15 protein-coding genes and 1 pseudogene are annotated in these 16,664 nt (G+C 72.9%); 9 read left to right on the top strand and 7 right to left on the bottom strand.

Going from position 1 to position 16,664, the window contains the following annotated elements; genetic code table 11:
- Window positions 1-118: 118 nt before the first annotated feature.
- Window positions 119-505, top strand: coding sequence for an ester cyclase (locus M8542_RS18920; RefSeq protein ID WP_257921519.1), 387 nt, complete (start codon window positions 119-121; stop codon window positions 503-505).
- On the opposite strand, the gene M8542_RS18915 is transcribed toward M8542_RS18920, so the two are convergent.
- Genes M8542_RS18915 through M8542_RS18900 form a run of 4 tightly spaced genes read right to left on the bottom strand, consistent with a single transcriptional unit; the run spans window position 495 to window position 4,793 of the window.
- Window positions 495-1,259: an MHYT domain-containing protein gene (locus tag M8542_RS18915; protein WP_257921518.1), complete on the bottom strand. Its 765-nt coding sequence runs from the start codon at window positions 1,257-1,259 to the stop codon at window positions 495-497. The genes M8542_RS18920 and M8542_RS18915 overlap by 11 nt on opposite strands.
- A 20-nt stretch (window positions 1,260-1,279) precedes the next feature.
- Window positions 1,280-1,672, bottom strand: coding sequence for a DUF742 domain-containing protein (locus M8542_RS18910; RefSeq protein WP_257921517.1), 393 nt, complete (start codon window positions 1,670-1,672; stop codon window positions 1,280-1,282).
- The gene (locus tag M8542_RS18905; RefSeq protein WP_257921516.1) at window positions 1,669-2,184 is read right to left on the bottom strand and encodes a roadblock/LC7 domain-containing protein; all 516 of its coding nucleotides are present in this window, start codon (window positions 2,182-2,184) and stop codon (window positions 1,669-1,671) included. The genes M8542_RS18910 and M8542_RS18905 overlap by 4 nt, the downstream gene beginning before the upstream one ends.
- Window positions 2,181-4,793 (bottom strand): sensor histidine kinase, encoded by a 2,613-nt coding sequence (locus tag M8542_RS18900; protein ID WP_257921515.1) that lies wholly within the window; start codon window positions 4,791-4,793, stop codon window positions 2,181-2,183. Before M8542_RS18900 ends, M8542_RS18905 begins: the two co-directional genes overlap by 4 nt.
- 425 nt (window positions 4,794-5,218) lie before the next feature.
- On the opposite strand from M8542_RS18900, the gene M8542_RS18895 reads away from it, so the two are divergent.
- Complete coding sequence (locus M8542_RS18895; protein WP_257921514.1) at window positions 5,219-6,460, top strand: low temperature requirement protein A; 1,242 nt, start codon at window positions 5,219-5,221, stop codon at window positions 6,458-6,460.
- A 91-nt stretch (window positions 6,461-6,551) separates the two neighbouring features.
- Here the strand turns inward: M8542_RS18895 and M8542_RS18890 are convergent, their stop codons facing one another.
- Window positions 6,552-7,226 carry a TetR/AcrR family transcriptional regulator gene (locus tag M8542_RS18890; RefSeq protein ID WP_257921513.1) on the bottom strand — a complete coding sequence of 225 codons (675 nt, stop codon included), beginning with the start codon at window positions 7,224-7,226 and terminating at the stop codon, window positions 6,552-6,554.
- A 133-nt stretch (window positions 7,227-7,359) separates the two neighbouring features.
- On the opposite strand from M8542_RS18890, the gene M8542_RS18885 reads away from it, so the two are divergent.
- Both M8542_RS18885 and M8542_RS18880 read left to right on the top strand, forming a co-directional pair.
- Window positions 7,360-8,295 carry an NAD-dependent epimerase/dehydratase family protein gene (locus tag M8542_RS18885; protein WP_257921512.1) on the top strand — a complete coding sequence of 312 codons (936 nt, stop codon included), beginning with the start codon at window positions 7,360-7,362 and terminating at the stop codon, window positions 8,293-8,295.
- 11 nt (window positions 8,296-8,306) lie between these two features.
- Window positions 8,307-9,137, top strand: coding sequence for a siderophore-interacting protein (locus tag M8542_RS18880; protein WP_257921511.1), 831 nt, complete (start codon window positions 8,307-8,309; stop codon window positions 9,135-9,137).
- 17 nt (window positions 9,138-9,154) lie between these two features.
- Here the strand turns inward: M8542_RS18880 and M8542_RS18875 are convergent, their stop codons facing one another.
- A complete protein-coding gene (locus tag M8542_RS18875) occupies window positions 9,155-9,580 on the bottom strand; it encodes an STAS domain-containing protein (RefSeq protein WP_257921510.1) in 426 nt (141 codons plus the stop codon).
- Window positions 9,581-9,871: 291 nt separating this feature from the next.
- Here M8542_RS18875 and M8542_RS18870 point away from each other — a divergent pair, with 291 nt between their 5' ends.
- The 5 genes and pseudogenes from M8542_RS18870 (at window position 9,872) to couO (ending at window position 15,850) form a co-directional block, all read left to right on the top strand.
- Entirely contained in the window at window positions 9,872-11,422 is a 1,551-nt protein-coding gene (locus tag M8542_RS18870; RefSeq protein WP_257921509.1) for an acyl-CoA synthetase, read from the top strand.
- Complete coding sequence (locus tag M8542_RS18865) at window positions 11,419-12,195, top strand: crotonase/enoyl-CoA hydratase family protein (RefSeq protein ID WP_257921508.1); 777 nt, start codon at window positions 11,419-11,421, stop codon at window positions 12,193-12,195. Before M8542_RS18870 ends, M8542_RS18865 begins: the two co-directional genes overlap by 4 nt.
- Window positions 12,192-14,071, top strand: a pseudogene (locus M8542_RS18860) (acetoacetate--CoA ligase). Before M8542_RS18865 ends, M8542_RS18860 begins: the two are co-directional and overlap by 4 nt.
- The gene (locus M8542_RS18855; RefSeq protein ID WP_257921507.1) at window positions 14,068-14,955 is read left to right on the top strand and encodes a 3-hydroxyacyl-CoA dehydrogenase NAD-binding domain-containing protein; all 888 of its coding nucleotides are present in this window, start codon (window positions 14,068-14,070) and stop codon (window positions 14,953-14,955) included. The pseudogene M8542_RS18860 and the gene M8542_RS18855 overlap by 4 nt, the downstream one beginning before the upstream one ends.
- Window positions 14,956-14,968: 13 nt before the next feature.
- Complete coding sequence (couO, locus tag M8542_RS18850) at window positions 14,969-15,850, top strand: 4-hydroxyphenyl-beta-ketoacyl-CoA hydrolase (RefSeq protein ID WP_257921506.1); 882 nt, start codon at window positions 14,969-14,971, stop codon at window positions 15,848-15,850.
- A gap of 115 nt (window positions 15,851-15,965) precedes the next feature.
- Here the strand turns inward: couO and M8542_RS18845 are convergent, their stop codons facing one another.
- Window positions 15,966-16,496, bottom strand: a complete 531-nt coding sequence (locus M8542_RS18845) for an ATP-binding protein (protein WP_257921505.1) — start codon at window positions 16,494-16,496, stop codon at window positions 15,966-15,968.
- Window positions 16,497-16,664 lie beyond the last annotated feature (168 nt).

The following is a 16,664-nucleotide window of genomic DNA, read 5'->3' as shown; positions in this document are numbered from 1 at the left end:
GGTGAGGTGACGGCCCGCGGTTCGCCGCGGGCCGTCATCGTCTGCGAAACTGCCCGCGTGAGGATGAACTCGCGGGCCTGGCCCATGGCGGAGAAGTCCGGTGTGGACCCGGTCCGGCATGACTGACCTCGAAGCGCGGTACCGCGCCTACCTCGCTTGCCTCGACGAGCGGCGCTTCCCGGACCTCGCGGACCACGTGCACGACCCGGTGGTCCACAACGACCGCGCGCTGACCCTCGCCGACTTCCAGGACCTGCTTCGGCGGGATGTCGCCGAAATCCCCGATCTGCGCTACGTCGTCGAACTGCTCGTCGTCCAAGGAGAGCGGGTGGCCTGCCGGCTGCGGTTCGACTGCACCCCCGTCGGCCGGTTCCGCGGCATACCCGCCACCGGCAAGGCCATCTCCTTCGCCGAACACGTCTTCTACCGCTACCGAGACGGCAAGATCGCCGAGATCCGGTCCCTGATCGACCTCGAAGCCGTTCGCGAGCAGCTCACACCGTGACCGGTTCGGCCGGCTCCTCCGCCGCGCTCTCCGGCTCGATCGCCGGGGCCATCAGCACCGCGCACAGCGGGACCGCCATCGCGATCGCCGCCACGACGAACACCGGGAACAGGAACGAGAACACCTCCACGCCCGCCGGGTCCGGGGCGTTCATGTCCATGTTCATGCGGACCGCCGCCATGCCCGTGTAGTGCATGCCCGTCACCGCCGCGGCCATCACGAAGCCCGCCAGCAACCGCAGCGACAGGCGGTCCAGGAACACCGCGAACCACAGCGCCGCCGTCGCCGCCACCACCGCGATCACCACCGACAGGGCCACCAAGCCGCCCTGGTAGCCGAAGTCGCCCTTCACGCGCAGGGCCGACATTCCCGTGTAGTGCATGACGTTCACCGCCAGGCCCGTGATCACGCCGCCCAGTGCCAGCCGCCACCAGCCGAACTTCGCGCGGCCGCCCACCACCAGCAGGCCCGCGAACACCGCCGCCACCGACAGCAGCGCCGAAAGCACCGTGCGGAGGACGTCGTAGCGGACCGGCATGCCCGGGGTGCTGAAGCCCAGCATCGCCACGAAGTGCATCAGCCAGATGCCGACGCCGCCGATCGAGACCGCCGCCAGCACCAGCCAGCGGACGCGCTGCCGTTCGGTCGCCGCGTGGCGGGCCTGCACCGCGCAGGCCAGGCCGAGTGCGCAGCCGACCACCGAGGTCAGGTAAGCGAGCACGAGCAGCCAGTGCCCGAGAGCGAAGTGTTCCATCGTGCGGTCCTTCCCGGGGGCTACAGGTCTCGCAGGCCGTGCAGCACGCGTTCCATCAGGTCGTGGCGCTCGTCCCAGCTGGAGGTGTCCGTCAGCGTGTCGCGGACGATCACCAGGTGGTCCTGCATCAGGTCCGACACCAGCACGCGGACCACGCCGAGCGGCAGCGCCAGCAGCGCGGCGATCTCCATCAACGACCGCGGCCGTAGGCACAGCTCGGTGACCTGCGCCAGCGCGCTGGACGAGAAGTACCCCAGCTCGGCCCGGCCCGCCGCCGTGGTTTCGACCAGCGCTTCGACGGCGATCTCCACCGCCGGCGCCGTCCGGCCTTCGGTCCAGGCGTAGGGCCGGGCGAGCGCCGGGCTCCGGCGCGGCTCGTCCCCGTCCGGGCCGGGCGGCGGGTCGTCGATCACCGGTGGTCCTGGGCCACCGGTATCTCGCGCGCGGGCACGTCGACCTTCTGCCCCACCCGCTCGACGAGCATGGTCATCTCGTAGCCGACCAGCCCGATGTCGCAGCCGGTCGAGGCGAGGACGACCAGGTTCGAGCCGTCGCCCACGCTCATCAGCAGCAGGAACCCCTGCTCCATCTCGATCACCGACTGCACCACGCGCCCGGCCGTGAACAGCTCCGCGGTGCCCAGCGACAGGCTGGACAACCCGGCGGCGATGGCCGCCAGCTGGTCGGCCCGCTCCCGCGGCAGGGCTTCGTCCGCGGCGACGAGCAGCCCGTCGGCGGAAACCAGCACCGCGTGCGCGACCCCCGAGACGTCCTGGACGAAGCCGTGGACCAGCCAGTTCAGCGTCGCCGTCCGCTCGGGCGGCGGGGCGGCGCCGGGGAAGGCGGCCAAGGTGCCGCCGAGGGTCCGGGCCGACGGTTCGGCGCCGGGTGCGCGCCGGGGGTGCACGTCGGGAAGTTCCGTCATCGGGGATCCACTCCGTCCTTTCCGGATTCTTCGGTGCGGGCCGCGGTCTGCTGCCGGGCCGCGCGCATGCCCTGGTAGTGCCGGGACAAGCTGTTGCGGACGGCGGTGGCGTCCCGGAACGAGCCGCCGTTCTGCCCGCGCACCCGCGGGAGCGCCGCACCGGGCGCGAGCTGCGCGCCGGGCCGCCGGGTGGGCAGGCCGGCCTCGGTCAGCTGCTGGACGGCGGGTTTGAGAGCGCTTTCCGCGGCCTGGCGCGTCCGGTCGGCCGGGGTGTCCCAGCTCGGCAGGCCGTTCCCCGACGCCGCCACCTCGGCGGCTCCGGAACTGTCGGTGCCACCGGGTAATGTGGAGACCGGGGGCGGCGCCACACCCTCGAGGTCGGTCCGGGTCGGCCGCTCGGCCGCGGCTGTGGAGTTCCGCGACGATTCCGCACCGTTCGCCCCGGAACTGTCGGTGCCGCCCAGTAGAGTGGAAATCGGGGGCTGCGCAGCACCGTTCGAGTCCCCCGAGGCCGAAACCCCGGAAAGCTCGGGCCGGTCCACCAGGTCCCCGGCGTCGGCGCTCGGCCAGTCCACTTCGGACGCCGGCCGCCGCGAAGACGGCAGCGGCGCCGGCTCGGTGAACCAGCTCGTCACCACCTGCTCGAAGATCGGCGTCGACGCCTGCACCGGCACCACCGGCACCGGCCGCGCGTGGCCGTTGCGCCGGACGGGTTCCGCCGCGAGCCGGCCCGCGCCGATCGGGCGGGCCAGGTCCGCGATCACCAGCGCACCCGGCACGTGCACGCTCGCCGTCACACCCGCGTGCCGCACCCCCGGCGCCGTCGCGCGCAGCCGGACCGTCACCCCGTGCAGCGCCGCCAGGCGGCCCACCACGAACAAGCCCATCCGGCGGGTCGTCTCCGGGCCGACCGTGCCCGCCGCCGCCAGCCGCTCGTTGACCGCCGCCAGCTCCGCCGGTGTCATGCCGAGGCCCTGGTCCACGACCTCGATCAGCAGCCCGCCGTCCGCGCCGCGGTCCGCCGTCAGCGCGACCTTGTGCTCCGGCGGGGAAAACCGGGTCGCGTTCTCCAGCAGCTCCGCGAGGATGTGCACGACGTCCGCGGCCGCTTCGGGCTGCACCGAGCTGCGGGGCGCGTTGCCCATCGCGACCCGCCGGTAGTCCTTGACCTCCGACGTCGCCGCGCGCAGCAGGTCACGCGTCGGGACCGGTTCGCGGCCGTGGCGCACCGGCCGGCCGCCCGCCAGCACGTGCAGGTTCTCGCCGTTGCGGCGCAGCCGGGTGGCGATGTGGTCGATCCGGAACAGCTCGTCGAGCCGGCGCGGGTTCTGCTCCCCCGCTTCGAGGTCCTCGATGATCGACAGCTGCTGCTCGACCAGCGACTGGCTCCGCCGCGACAGCGTCATGAACATCTCGCTGACCTGCTTGCGCAGCTCGGCCTGCTCGACGGCGAGCCGGACCGCCTGCCGGTGCATGTCGTCGAAGGCCCGGGCCAGCTGCCCGATCTCCTCCTCGGTCTGCACGCCGACCGCGGGCACCGCCCGCCAGTCGACGTCCTCGCCCTCCCGGACCTGCCGGACGGTTTCGGGCAGCTGCTCGTTCGCCGCGTGCAGGGCGGCCGCGCGCAGCCGCCGCACCGGCGTCACGAGCGACCGCACCACCAGCAGCGCGATCGCGAGCGCGCCGAGCAACGCGCCGAGGACCAGCGCCGTGTCGCGCAGGGAGTTCGACCGGGCGTCGTCGGCGGCCGCCGACACGTTCGACGCCAGCTCGGCCGCGACGTCGTTCAGCACGCCCGTCACGCCCGTGGTTTCAGCGGTCACCGAGGGCAGCAGCGCCGGGAGCGGGCGGCCGCCGCCCGGTTCCTGCAGGGCGTCGAGCCGGCCGTCGGCGCCGCCGGCCGCCGCGGTGAACCGGGCCAGCCGGTCGCCGGTCAGCTGGTGCTCCGCTTGCTCGGCGAGGACCTCCTGCTCGGCGGTGGTCTGGATGACGGCCGGGCGCAGCGACGCGTCGTCCGGGCTGTTCTGCGCGGCGCGCCGGTAGGTCTCTTCGGTGGCCAGTTCGCCGCGCAGGTGCACCAGCAGCCGGGTGGTCTCCGCGTTGCCGGCGTCGGCGGAGACGATCGCGGGCACGAGGTCGCCGAGCGTGGCGATGACGTCGTTGTAGCCGGCGGCCTTCGTGCGGACGTCGCCGCCGCCCGCCCCGGCCGCGCGGATGCCGGCGAGCTTGCCCAGCGCGGTGTTCAACGCCCGGCCGGTGTCCGCGGCCAGCGGCGCGAAGCCGGTGTCACGCTGGATCGCGGCCACCTTGGCGTCGACCGACGCCGTCACCGTGCTCGGCGCGCCGGCCGGCACCGCCACGGCCGCGACCATCTCCTGGCCCAGCGCCGAGGTCAGCTCGACGGTGTCCCGCAGCACCGGCAGCCGGTCGCGGGCCGCGCTGAGCGCGGTGGCCTGGTCGAGCTCGTCCTGGACGCGCAGCACCGCGAGCGCCACGGCGACCAGGACCGGCAGCAGGAGGACGACGCTGATCTTGGTGCGGACGCTCCAGTGCGCCGGCCACCACGCGGCGTCCGCCGGGCGGCGGGGCGTGGACCTTCTTTGGTGCATGGCGGAACCGCTCGATTCCCAGCCGCGCCGGCTGACTTCGAACTCGGACAGGACGCGAGATACCCCAGGGCCGATCACGGGCCTCCGGGCGCTTGTGGTGATCGAGCCGACCAGCAGAGAACATCACCTTCGGCATCCTTGTCAACCCTAAGGACCAGCGTTTCGGAACGCGGCGAAAGAATTCTTTGCAACCCGCTCGAATGGTTAACTCATCGTGCCCCGACGGTCGCAGCTTGTACATCGTACAAGGGTGTTAGCCCAGCTCCAGGGCCTACCGAACGGTAAACTCCGCACCGATCGCAGTGGCGGCAGAATTACCCACACCCGCCGCCGGGGCGAATTTCGCCATTGTTGCCGTGGTTTGTTATTAATTCCCGCGACGCCCGGCTGGGGAGGCCCGGCGAGCAGGCGGCAGAATCCTCGGCGTGACAGATGTGGACGACACCACCGGCCGCGGCAAGCGGGTCGGGTGGGTCGAGCTGTACTTCGACCTGGTCTTCGTGTTCGCGGTGGGCCAGGTGGCACACGGCGTCGTCGCGGATCCGGGCTGGGCGCGCGCCGGCCAATCCTTCGGCCTGTTCGCGACGCTCTGGTGGACGTGGATCGGCTTCGCGGTGCTCTACAACCGCCGCGGCGACGACAGCCGCGCCGCCGACCGGCTGTTCGTGCTCGCCGGCACGATCCCCTGCGCGATCGCGGCGACCCAGGCGCACCACGTCTTCGAGGGTCATCCCGCGGTGTTCGCGGCCGCGATGGCCGGCGTCCGGCTGATCCTGGCCGCCGCGCACCGGTGGCCGGCCAAGGCGGAGCTCGACCAGAGCCGGATCAGCTGGGGCTACACGTTCTCGGCAGTCCTGTTCGGCGTGTCGGCGTTCACCGGGCACACGTGGGCGTTCTGGGTGGTCGCACTGGTGCAGGAGGCCGGGTTCCTGCTGCTCGGCGACCGGGAGCGGGGCCGCCCTCGCGAGCGGCCCACCCGGGAAGCCCGCTGGCGGCTGATGTTCACGCCGCCGCGCGACCCGAACCTCAAGGTCGACTCGGCCCACCTCGCCGAGCGGTTCGGGCTCTTCATGATCCTGCTGCTCGGCGAGCTGGTGATCACGGTCGGCACGGCGGCGCTCGAACGTCCGTCGGACAACCTCGGCTACTGGCTCGCGCTGGTCGGCGGGCTGGTGCTGGCGGGGGCGCTGTGGTGGGTGTACTTCACCTCGGCGGTGGAGATCTACGAGCGGATGCTCGACCTCTCGGGCGGCAACCCGGCGCTCGCGTATTCGCTGTACGCGGGCGGTCACCTGATGCCGGCGTTCGCGCTGCTGCTGATAGCGGGCGGGGTGAACCTGTCCGTGCACGAGTCCCCGCCCCGGGCGGCGATGTGGTTCACGACGGTGGGCGTGACGATGTACCTGGCCGGCACCCGGGTGTTCGCGGTCGGTTCCCGCCGCTGGTACTTCACCGTGGCCCGCGTCGCGGTCCTGGCGGCGACGGTGTGCCTCGCGCTGCTGGACCGGGTCCTGCCGGCCCCGGCGGTGGTCGCGGTGGTCGCGGTGTGGACGGTGGGCGCGGCCGGAGTGACGACGGTGATCCGAGGGCGCGCGAAGGAGCGGTTCGGGCAGGATCCGCTGGCGTTCCTGCAGAGCATGCGTGAGCGCGGGGAGCGCAGCAGCTGACCGGCCGCGGCGGAAGCCGCAGTTCGAGGATGCGCGGGAACCTGCCGCAGGCCTTCGTTCCTCGAAGCGGCCCAACGCCTTTCGGACCGAGTCAGGGCACGCCCGCGAGGTCGGCCACCAGCCCCATGTGGTGGTCGAAGTACTCCGCGCGGGCCTGGATCATGTCCTGCAGGCGGTTGAAGACCTCGAAGCCGACCTGGCCGAACAGGTGCGTCCAGGCGAGCAGCGCCCGGTCCAGCCGCTCCTCCGGCAGGTCGCCTCCCTGCTGCTCGATCAGCCGCCGCAGGTCCGTGCGGACCGGAGCCGGCAGCGGAGGCCCCGCCGGGGATCCGGGGGCCTCGCCGACGATCGCCGCCAGCAGGAGGATCACCGCCGACGCCGGGACCGCCGTCTCCGGCGGGGCCGCGTAGCCCGGCACCGGGTTGCCGTAGAGCAGGCCGTACTCGGCCGGGTGAGCCAGCGCCCAGGAGCGCACCGCACGGCAGACCGCGAGCCACCGGCCACGCAGGTCTTCGCGGGCGACTTCGGCTTCGGCGGCCACCGCCGCGGCGCCCAGGCTCTCGTACCCGTCGATGATCAACGCCGTCAGCAGCGCGTCGCGGCTCGGGAAGTACCGATACAGCGCCGACGCCACGATGCCCATGTCCCTCGCGACCGCGCGCAGCGACAGGTTCGCGCCCTCCTCGGCCAGGCGGCGGCGGGCGACTTCCTTGATCTCCTGGTGCATCTCCGAGCGGACCCGGGCACGCAACGACGAGGCGGACACGGCCCCAGTGTCGCACACCGGAGATCACCCGTACTTCTTCGAGAACAGTGTTCTTGACGGCTCGCCGAACTGCTCAGTACGGTGTTCCCAGTCGAGAACACCGTTCTCGAACCAGCCGGAAGTGGTGGTCCCCATGTCCCTGCACGTCATCGTCGGCGCCGGTCCCGTCGGATCGGCCACCGCCCGGTTGCTCACCGCGCGCGGCGAAGAGGTCCGCGTGCTCAGCCGCCGCGGAACCGGCCCGAACGGTGTCGCCGCCGACGCCACCGACGCCGAAGCCCTGGCCCGGCACGCAGAAGGCGCAGTCGCGCTCTACAACTGCGCGGGCCCCGCGTACCACCGCTGGCCCACCGACTGGCCGCCGCTCGGCGCGGCGCTCCTGCACGCGGCCGAGACCAGCGGCGCGGTGCTCGTCACCACCGGCAACCTCTACGGCTACGGCGCCGTCGACGGCCCGATCACCGAAAACCTGCCGATGCGCCCGAACTCGGTGAAGGGCGAGGTGCGGGCGCGGCTGTGGGCCGACGCGCTGGCCGCACACGAAGCCGGCCGGATCCGCACGGCGGAGGTGCGTGGCTCCGACTACCTCGGCGCCGGCACGCTGTCGTCGTTCAGCGCCCTGGTGCTGCCCAAGGTGCTCGCCGGCAAGCGCGCGCCGGCGCCGGCCGACCCGGACGCGCCGCACAGCTGGACCTACGTCGGCGACGTCGCCCGCACACTGGTCGCCGTCGCGGCCGACGAGCGGGCCTGGGGCCGGGCGTGGCACGTGCCGACCGCGCCCGCGATGTCGTTGCGCCGGCTCGCGACCCGCGCCGCCGAACTGGCCGGCGCGCCCGCCGCCCGGGTCACCACGATGCCCGGGTTCGTCTTGCGCCTGGCCGGGATCTTCACCGCGGACGCGCGGGAGCTGGTCGAGGTGCAGTACCAGCTGCGGCGGCCGTTCGCGCTCGACTCCGCCGCCGCCACGGCCGCGTTCGGGATCGAGCCAACGCCGACCGACGACGCGCTGCGGGAGACGATCGAGGGCCTCGTGCGCTACACTCCGGAAAGCAAGGGCAGCCTAACCTAACTGGAGGAGCGATGGCGCGGCAGAACCTCACGGCCACGCGGATCAAGCCGGAGTCGGCAGAACTGCTCACGCTCCGCGTGCTGCGCCGCGAACGGATCTCACCGCACTTCGCCCGGGTGACCATCGGCCAGGACGACGTCACCGCGTTCCGGCCGATGGGGTTCGACCAGTGGTTCCGGCTGTTCATCCCGGTGGCCGAGGGTTCACTGGCGCGGCTGCCGAAGACGCTCAACGCGCTGGCGTACGCCAAGTACCTGACGATCGCCAAGACGAGCCGCCCGGTGCTGCGGAACTACACGGTCCGCGCGTTCCGCCCGGACGGGCCGGACGGCCCGGAGCTCGACGTCGACTTCGTGCTGCACGGTTCGGAAGCCGACGGCACGGCCGGCCCGGCGGCGCTCTGGGCGCAGCGGTGCGCCCGCGGCGACGCCGTCGCGATCCTCGACGAGGGCATCGGCTTCAACCCCGCGCCCGACCGCACGCACTTCCTGCTGGTGGCGGACGAAACGGGCCTGCCGGCGATCGCGGGCGTGCTCGGCTCGCTGCCGCGGTCGGCGACCGGGCACGCGGTGATCGAGCTCCCGGACGCCGACGACGAGCAGCCGCTCGACGCCCCGCCCGGGATCGAGGTCACCTGGCTGCCCCGCACCCGCGGCGCGACACCCGGGCAGACGGCGCTGGCCGCGGCCCAGGACCTGCCCACGCCGACGACACCGGCCCACGCGTGGGTGGTCGGCGAGTCGACGCTCGCGGTGTCGCTGCGGCGCCATTGGGTGCGGGCCGGGATCCCGAAGCAGGACATCATGTTCTGCGGCTACTGGAAGGCCGGCCGCGCCCACTGATCCCGCGCGCGGGCAACTCAGCTCTGGCTGGGGATCTCCGTCGCGCGCTCCCACCCGGACGGCAGCCGGCTCACGTTGAGGGCGTGGTCCAAGCCGCTCGCCGAGAGGGCCCGGCGGACGATCCGGTTGTCGCCGGTGACGATGCGGAGCGTCGCGTTCTCCCGCTGGGTGCGGACCTGGATGTCGCCGAGGACGGCGAGCCCGTCGCCGTCGAGGAAGTCGACCTCCGAGAGGTCGAGCACCAGGACCGGGAACCGGCGGTGCGCCCACGTGCTCAGCGCCGAGCGGAGCTGGGGCGCGCTGTCTTCGTCGAGGGCGCCGCGGATCCGGATCATCACCGCGCCGAAGTACGGGCGGATCACCTGGATGTCGAACGCGCTGCGCGGGGCGCGGGGCGACGGCGTTACGGGGATCGCCGTCGCGGGGGGCTGGACGACTAACATCAATACACGCCTTCATTCGCAGATGACGTGGCGAGCGGGTCGAACCCGGCCCGCACGAACGCTGCCGAAGCTGGGAGGGGGAACGGCTTTGCTGCTGAACCGTTCTTGGCAGCCTAGCCTTTGATCCAAACGGCGCAACCCCGCCAACGGCCGAACTCGACACCGCCGCACGCGGTCGGCCACCCCCTCGCCCAAACCACCCGTCCGGGGGAATCCGGCGCACCCTTGACAGTCCGGCGGCTCGTGCGCATCCTGATGCATATCAGGGTTCCTTATATAGGAGGCGACGCCGTGACCCCCGCCGACTTCGGGCTGGGCAGCTGGCCCGCGCGCCGGGCCCGGATCTCCCCCGGGCGCACCGCGCTCGTGCAGGCCGGCCGCACGCTGACCTACGCCGGGCTCGCCGAGCGCGTCGACCGGCTGGCCGCCGCGCTGACCCGGCTCGGCGTGCGCCCCGGCGACCGCGTCGCCTACCTCGGCGTCAACGACATCACCGTGTTCGAGACGCTCTTCGCGACCGCCCGCTGCGGCGCGATCTTCGTCCCCCTCAACTACCGGCTCGCCCACGCGGAGATCCACTACATGCTGGGCGACAGCGGCGCTTCCGTGCTCGTGCACAGCCCGGACACCGACGAGCTGGTCGCGGGCCCGCGGCCGGACACCCTGCGGCACGTCATCGCGACCCGGCCGGAGTCCTGCCCGGCCGGCGGGCTGGACTTCGAAGCCGAGCTCGCCGCGGCCGGACCCCCGCCGGCCACCGAAGTCCGGCTCGAGGACCCCTGCCTGCTGCTCTACACCTCCGGCACGACCGGGCGGCCGAAGGCGGCGGTCCTCACCCACGGCAACCTCACCTGGAACACCGTCAACCAGCTCGCCCACCTCGACGTCCTGGGGACCGACAAGGCGCTGTGCCTCGCCCCGCTGTTCCACTGCGTCGGGCTGGGCCAGATCACCCTGCCGACGTTGTTCAAGGGCGGCAGCGTCGAGCCGATGGCGAAGGTCGACCCGGGCGCCGTCCTCGCGCGGATCGGCGAAGCCGGGATCACGAGCTTCTCCGCGGTCCCCACGATGCTGGAGATGCTGTGCCGGCACGAATCCTGGGACCGCACGGACCTCAGCTCGCTGACGTGCGTGCTCTACGGCGGGTCGCCGGTGGCCGAGCGCGTCGCTCGCGCGTGGCTCGACCGCGGGGTCAAGGTCCTCCAAGGCTACGGCATGACCGAGGCTTCGCCCGGGGTCTCGATGGCCACCCACGAAGGCACCCTCGCCCACCCGGTCGCCGCGGGCGTGCCGCACTTCTTCACCGACGTGGCCGCGCTCGGGCCCGAGCTCACCCCCGAGCCGCTCGGCGGCACGCCCGCCGAGCTGCTGGTGCGCGGCCCGCACGTCTTCCCCGGCTACTGGAACCGGCCCGAAGAAACGCGAGCGAGCTTCGTCCGGGACGAATGGTTCCGCACCGGCGACGTCGTCCGCGTCGAAGACGACGGCTGGGCCCACGTCGTCGACCGCGTCAAGGACCTGCTCATCTCCGGCGGCGAGAACGTCTACCCGGCCGAGATCGAGGCGGTCGCCGTCCGGCTCGACGAGGTCGACGCGTGCGCCGTCGTCGGGGTGGCCGACGAACGCTGGGGCGAGGCCGGCGTCGCGTTCGTCGTCGTGCGGCCCGGCTCCCGGCTGACCGAAGCCGCCTTCCGCGCCCACCTCGAACAGCACCTCGCGCGCTTCAAGGTGCCCCGGCACGTGCAGTTCACCGAAGCCCTGCCGGTCAACGCGACCGGCAAGATCCGCCGCGTCGAACTGCGCGCGCGAGCCGCCGAAACCTTCACGAACGGACCTGCATGACCATCCCCCTGCTGCCCCCGTCGCTGCGTCTGGAGCTGCACGACGACGTCGCCGTGCTGCGGCTGGCCCGGCCCGAGAAGCGCAACGCCCTCGACGACCCCACCGTGCTCGGCCTCGAAACGTTCTTCGGCGCCCCACCCCACGGGGTCAAGGCCGTCGTGCTCGACGCCGTGGGCGAGCACTTCTCGGCCGGGCTCGACCTTTCGGAGCTGACCGAGCGCGACGCGTTCGAGGGCCTGGAGCACTCGATGATGTGGCACCGCGCCTTCGAGCGGCTCGAACGCGGCCGCGTCCCGGTGGTCGCCGTGCTCAAGGGCGCGGTCGTCGGCGGTGGCCTGGAGCTCGCCGCGGCCGCGCACATCCGCGTCGCCGAGCCTTCGGCGTTCTACGCGCTGCCGGAGGGCCAGCGCGGGCTGTTCGTCGGCGGTGGCGCGTCGGTGCGGGTGCCGCGGCTGATCGGCACGCACCGGATGGCCGACATGATGCTCACCGGCCGGGTGCTGGACGCCGACGAAGGCCACGCCGCCGGGCTGTCGCACTACCGCGCCGACGACGGCTTCGCGCACGCGATGGGCCTGGCCCGCAAGATCGCCGCGAACTCCCCGATCACGAACTTCGCCGTGCTGCAGGCACTCCCCCGCATCGCCGAGGCCAACCCGGCCGAGGGCTACCTGCTGGAGGCGCTGATGGCAGCGGTGGCCGGTGGCAGCGCCGAAGCCAAGGAGCGGATGCAGGCGTTCCTGGACAAGCGCGCCGGGAAGGTCGGCCGATGACCGAAATCGACCGGTACCTGGCGTGGCTGGCCGACCGCGGCCACGTGTTCGGGGACTACGCCGCGCTGCACCGCTGGTCGGTGCGCGACCTCGACGGTTTCTGGACGTCGATCAAGGACTTCTTCGGCGTCCGCTTCCACACCCCGGCGAGCGCGGTCCTGCCGGACCGGCGGATGCCGGGCGCCGAGTGGTTCCCCGGCGCGACCCTCAACTACGCCGAGCACGCCCTCGGCGGCCCCGCGGACGAAGTCGCCGTCATCGCCTTTTCCCAGACCCGGGACCGCGTCGAGCTGACCTGGGAGCAGCTGCGCGACCAGGTCTCGCGCGCCCGCGCGGGCCTGGCCCGGCTCGGGGTCGGCCGCGGCGACCGAGTTGTCGCCTACCTGCCGAACATCCCCGAAACCGTCGTCGCGTACCTGGCGACCGCGAGCCTCGGCGCGATCTGGGCCTCCTGCGCCCCGGAGTTCGGCGCCCGCTCGGTGGTCGACCGGTTCGGCCAGGTCGAACCGCGCGTGCTGCTCACGGTGTCCGGCTACCGCTACGGCGCCAAGGACGTCGACCGCCGCGCCGAAGTCGCCGAGATCCGCGCCGGGCTGCCGAGCGTCGAGCACGTCGTCCACGTGCCCTACGGCGAGCACGGCCTCCCGGACGCGCTGGACTGGACCGACCTGCTGGCCGAAAGCGCGCCGGGTTCGAGCCGGTCGGGTTCGCGCACCCGCTCTGCGTGCTGTTCTCCTCCGGCACCACCGGCAAGCCGAAGGCGATCGTGCACGGCCACGGCGGGCTCCTCCTCGAGCACCTGAAGAACCACGGCCTCAGCTGGGACCTGCGCCCCGGCGACCGGATGCTGTGGTTCTCCACCACCGCCTGGATGATGTGGAACGCGCTGGTGTCGGGCCTGCTCACCGGCGCGTCGATCGTGCTCGTCGACGGCAACCCGCTGCACCCTGACCTCGCGTGGCAGTGGCGGCTCGCGGCCGAAACCCGCGCGACACTGATGGGCGCGAGCCCGGCTTTCCTGATGACGTGCCGGAAAGCCGGTCTCGACCCGGCGTCGGAGTACGACCTGAGCGCGCTGCGGCAGCTCGGGGCGGCCGGCAGCCCCTTGCCGGCCGAGGGTTACCACTGGGTGCGAGGCGTCTTCGGTCCCGAAGTGCTGCTCAACGTCGGCAGCGGCGGCACCGACGTCTGCAGCGGGATCGTCCAGGGCGGCCCGCTGCAGCCGGTGGTCGACGGCGAGATCTCCGGGCCGTGCCTCGGGGTCGACGCGAAGGCGTTCGACGAGCACGGCCTTCCGGTCGTGGGCGAGCTCGGCGAGCTCGTGATCACCGCGCCGATGCCGTCGATGCCGGTCGGGTTCTGGGGCGACGACACCGGTTCGCGCTACCGCGAGACGTACTTCGCCACCTACCCGGGTGTCTGGCGCCACGGCGACTGGATCCGGTTCTCCCCCGGCGGCAGCTGCGTCATCGCGGGCCGGTCGGACGCCACGCTGAACCGCGGTGGCGTGCGGCTCGGCACCGCCGAGTTCTACGCCGTCGTCGAGGAGCTGCCGGAGGTCGACGACTCCCTCGTCGTGCACCTGGAAGACCCGGCGGGCGGCAACGGCGACCTCCGCCTCTACGTCGTGCTCCGCGACAGCGCCTTGGACGCGCCGCTGCGCGCGAAGATCACGACGGCCCTGAAGAGCGCGTTGTCGCCGCGGCACGTGCCGGACACGATCACCGCCGTCCCGGCGATCCCGCGCAACCGCACCGGGAAGAAACTGGAGCTGCCCGTGAAGAAACTCCTGCTGGGCGCCCGCCCGGAGGACGTCGTGGGCCCGGACGTCCTGGCCGATCCCACCGCCTTGGACCACTTCGGGGCGTCCGCATGAGCACCGTCGCCGTCGTCGGCACCGGCGTGATCGGCGCGAGCTGGGCGAGGCTCTTCCTCGCCCACGGCCTCGACGTCGTCGCCACCGATCCGGCCCCCGGCGCCGAAGAGCGGCTGCGGGACGCACTCGAAGACACCGCTCGGATGCGGTTCGTCGCCGACCCCGGCGAGGCGGCCGCCGCGGCGGACTTCGTCCAGGAGAACGGGCCGGAGCGCGAGGACGTCAAGCACGCGCTGTTCGGCGTGCTCGACGAAGCCGCGCGGCCGGACGTCGTCCTGGCGAGCAGCTCGTCCGGGTTGCTGCCGAGCGTCATCGCGCGGGGCTGTCCGCGGCACCCCGAGCGCGTCGTGGTCGGGCACCCGTTCAACCCGCCGCACCTGATCCCGCTCGTCGAGGTCGTGCCCGGCCGCGACACCGCGCCCGAGGTCGTCGAGCGGGCGGTGGCGTTCTACACCTCGGTCGGGAAACGGCCGATCCGGTTGTCACGCGAGGTGCCCGGCCACGTCGCGAACCGGCTGCAGGCCGCGCTGTGGCAGGAGGCGTACTCGCTCGTCGAACGCGGTGTCGCGACGGTCGCCGACATCGACGCCGCGATCGCGAACGGGCCCGGGCTGCGCTGGGCCGTGCTCGGCCCGTTCCTCAACCAGCACCTCTCCGGCGGCGCGGGCGGGCTCGCGCACGTCCTGGCCCACCTCGGCCCGCCGACCGAAGCGTGGTGGCGCGACCTCGGCCGTGTCCACCTGACCCCGGAGCTGGCGGAGACGCTCGTCGCCGGGGTCGACGCCGAACGGGCCGGCACCGACGACCGTGCCCTCGTCGCCGCGCGCGACGCCGTCCTCGACCGCCTGCTGGCCGCCAAGGCCGCGCAGCCCGGCCTGCCCTGACCCTGGAGCTCTCGTGGATCTTGCGAACCTGACCGCCATCGACGTCCACACCCACGTCGAACAGGACGGGCACGGCTGCTTCGCCCTCGACCAGGAGCTCCTGGACGCGTCGGCGAAGTACTTCCGCGCCGACCAGGACCGCACGCCGACGGTCGCCGCCATCGCCGAGCACTACCGGGCGCGGAACATGGCCGCCGTCGTGTTCACGGTGGAGGCGCCGGCCGCGACCGGGCACCCGGCGCTGTCGAGCGAGGAGATCGCGGACGCGGCCGCCGAGCACGCGGACGTGCTTATCCCGTTCGGCTCGGTCGACCCGCACGCCGGCAAGGCCGCCGTGCACCGCGCGCGCCGGCTGGTCACCGAACACGGCGTCCGCGGCTTCAAGTTCCACCCGAGTCTGCAGGCGTTCGAACCGAACGACGTCCGGCACTACCCGCTGTACGAGGCGATCCAGGAGCTGGGCGTGCCGGCGCTGTTCCACACCGGGCAGACCGGGATCGGCGCGGGACTGCCGGGCGGGCACGGCATCAAGCTGCGGTATTCGAACCCGATGCTGCTCGACGACGTCGCCGCGGACTTCCCGGCGCTGACGATCATCCTGGCGCACCCGTCGGTGCCGTGGCAGGACGAAGCGATCTCGGTCGCGACGCACAAGGCGAACGTCTACATCGACCTGTCCGGCTGGTCGCCGAAGTACTTCCCGCCGCAACTGGTGCGCGCGGCGAACTCGCTGCTCAAGCGGAAGGTGCTGTTCGGCTCGGACTTCCCGGTGCTCACGCCGGACCGCTGGCTCGCCGACTTCGCGGCGCTGGAGATCAAGGACGAGGTGCGGCCGCTGATCCTCAAGGAGAACGCCGTCCGGGTGCTCGGCCTGGCCGACAAGCGTCCACAGTAGACGAAAGACCCGCTCCCGCTCGGCGAAGGCTGGGGGTGACCTGCGAGCGGAAGCGGGAGCCTGTACCCGTTACAACGCAGGAAAAACGGCGGTGTTCCCCGACGTGACGGGGACCTCAGCGGCGGGGCAGCACGGCCCACACGGTCTTGCCGCCGGACCGGCACCGGCTGCTGCCCCAGGTCTTCGCGATCCTGGCCACCATCCGCAACCCGAGCCCCGTTTCGGTCAGGTCGAGTTCCTCCCGCACGACGGCGGGCCGCGCGCTCGCGTCGCCGACCTCGACGGTGAGCGCGCCGCGCCGCAGCTCGAGTCCCAGCCGCGGCACCGAGTCCGTGTGCCGCAACGCGTTCTCGACGAACTCGGTGACGACCAGCTCGGCGTCCTCGGCCAGCTCGGGCACCCGCCAGTGGTCGCAGGTGCCGCGCACGAAGCCGCGGGCGCGGGCCGAAATACGCGGCGACCGGGTCAGCACCCGCCCGGCGCGGCGCCGGTCCGGCGGCGTCAGCGCGGCTTCCGCGGTTTCGACGTCCGGGTACACCGGGATGTCCCGCTCGGCGAGCGTCGCCCGCTGCTCGTCCCGGCCGGTGACGAGCGCGAAGGGCACGGCCGGCCAGTCCCGGACCCGCAAAGCGACCAGGGCGAACACGCTGACGAGCGCCGGTTCGCGGAGTTCGAGCTTTTCGACGTCGACGAAGAGACCGTCCCCGGCCTCCGCGGCGATCGCCAGCAGGCCGTCCCGGACGCGGGCCGGTCGTCCGGTCGAGCACTCCCTCGACCGCGGCCAAGGTCGTGGCGCCGGGGCGGGGCACCACCC

Source organism: Amycolatopsis iheyensis (assembly GCF_024703995.1).
Taxonomy (GTDB): domain Bacteria; phylum Actinomycetota; class Actinomycetes; order Mycobacteriales; family Pseudonocardiaceae; genus Amycolatopsis; species Amycolatopsis iheyensis.
Note: the sequence above shows the minus strand (reverse complement) of the source record. Positions and strands in the feature narration are given on the sequence as shown.

Bases quoted from the DNA above. Each gene is read 5' to 3' on its own strand.
- M8542_RS18885 (WP_257921512.1), top strand. From the start codon at position 7,360: ATGTCCCTGCACGTCATCGTCGGCGCCGGTCCCGTCGGATCGGCCACC.
- M8542_RS18880 (WP_257921511.1), top strand. From the start codon at position 8,307: ATGGCGCGGCAGAACCTCACGGCCACGCGGATCAAGCCGGAGTCGGCA.
- M8542_RS18900 (WP_257921515.1), bottom strand. From the start codon at position 4,793: ATGCACCAAAGAAGGTCCACGCCCCGCCGCCCGGCGGACGCCGCGTGG.
- M8542_RS18875 (WP_257921510.1), bottom strand. From the start codon at position 9,580: ATGTTAGTCGTCCAGCCCCCCGCGACGGCGATCCCCGTAACGCCGTCG.
- M8542_RS18920 (WP_257921519.1), top strand. From the start codon at position 119: ATGACTGACCTCGAAGCGCGGTACCGCGCCTACCTCGCTTGCCTCGAC.
- M8542_RS18915 (WP_257921518.1), bottom strand. From the start codon at position 1,259: ATGGAACACTTCGCTCTCGGGCACTGGCTGCTCGTGCTCGCTTACCTG.
- M8542_RS18905 (WP_257921516.1), bottom strand. From the start codon at position 2,184: ATGACGGAACTTCCCGACGTGCACCCCCGGCGCGCACCCGGCGCCGAA.
- M8542_RS18855 (WP_257921507.1), top strand. From the start codon at position 14,068: ATGAGCACCGTCGCCGTCGTCGGCACCGGCGTGATCGGCGCGAGCTGG.
- M8542_RS18865 (WP_257921508.1), top strand. From the start codon at position 11,419: ATGACCATCCCCCTGCTGCCCCCGTCGCTGCGTCTGGAGCTGCACGAC.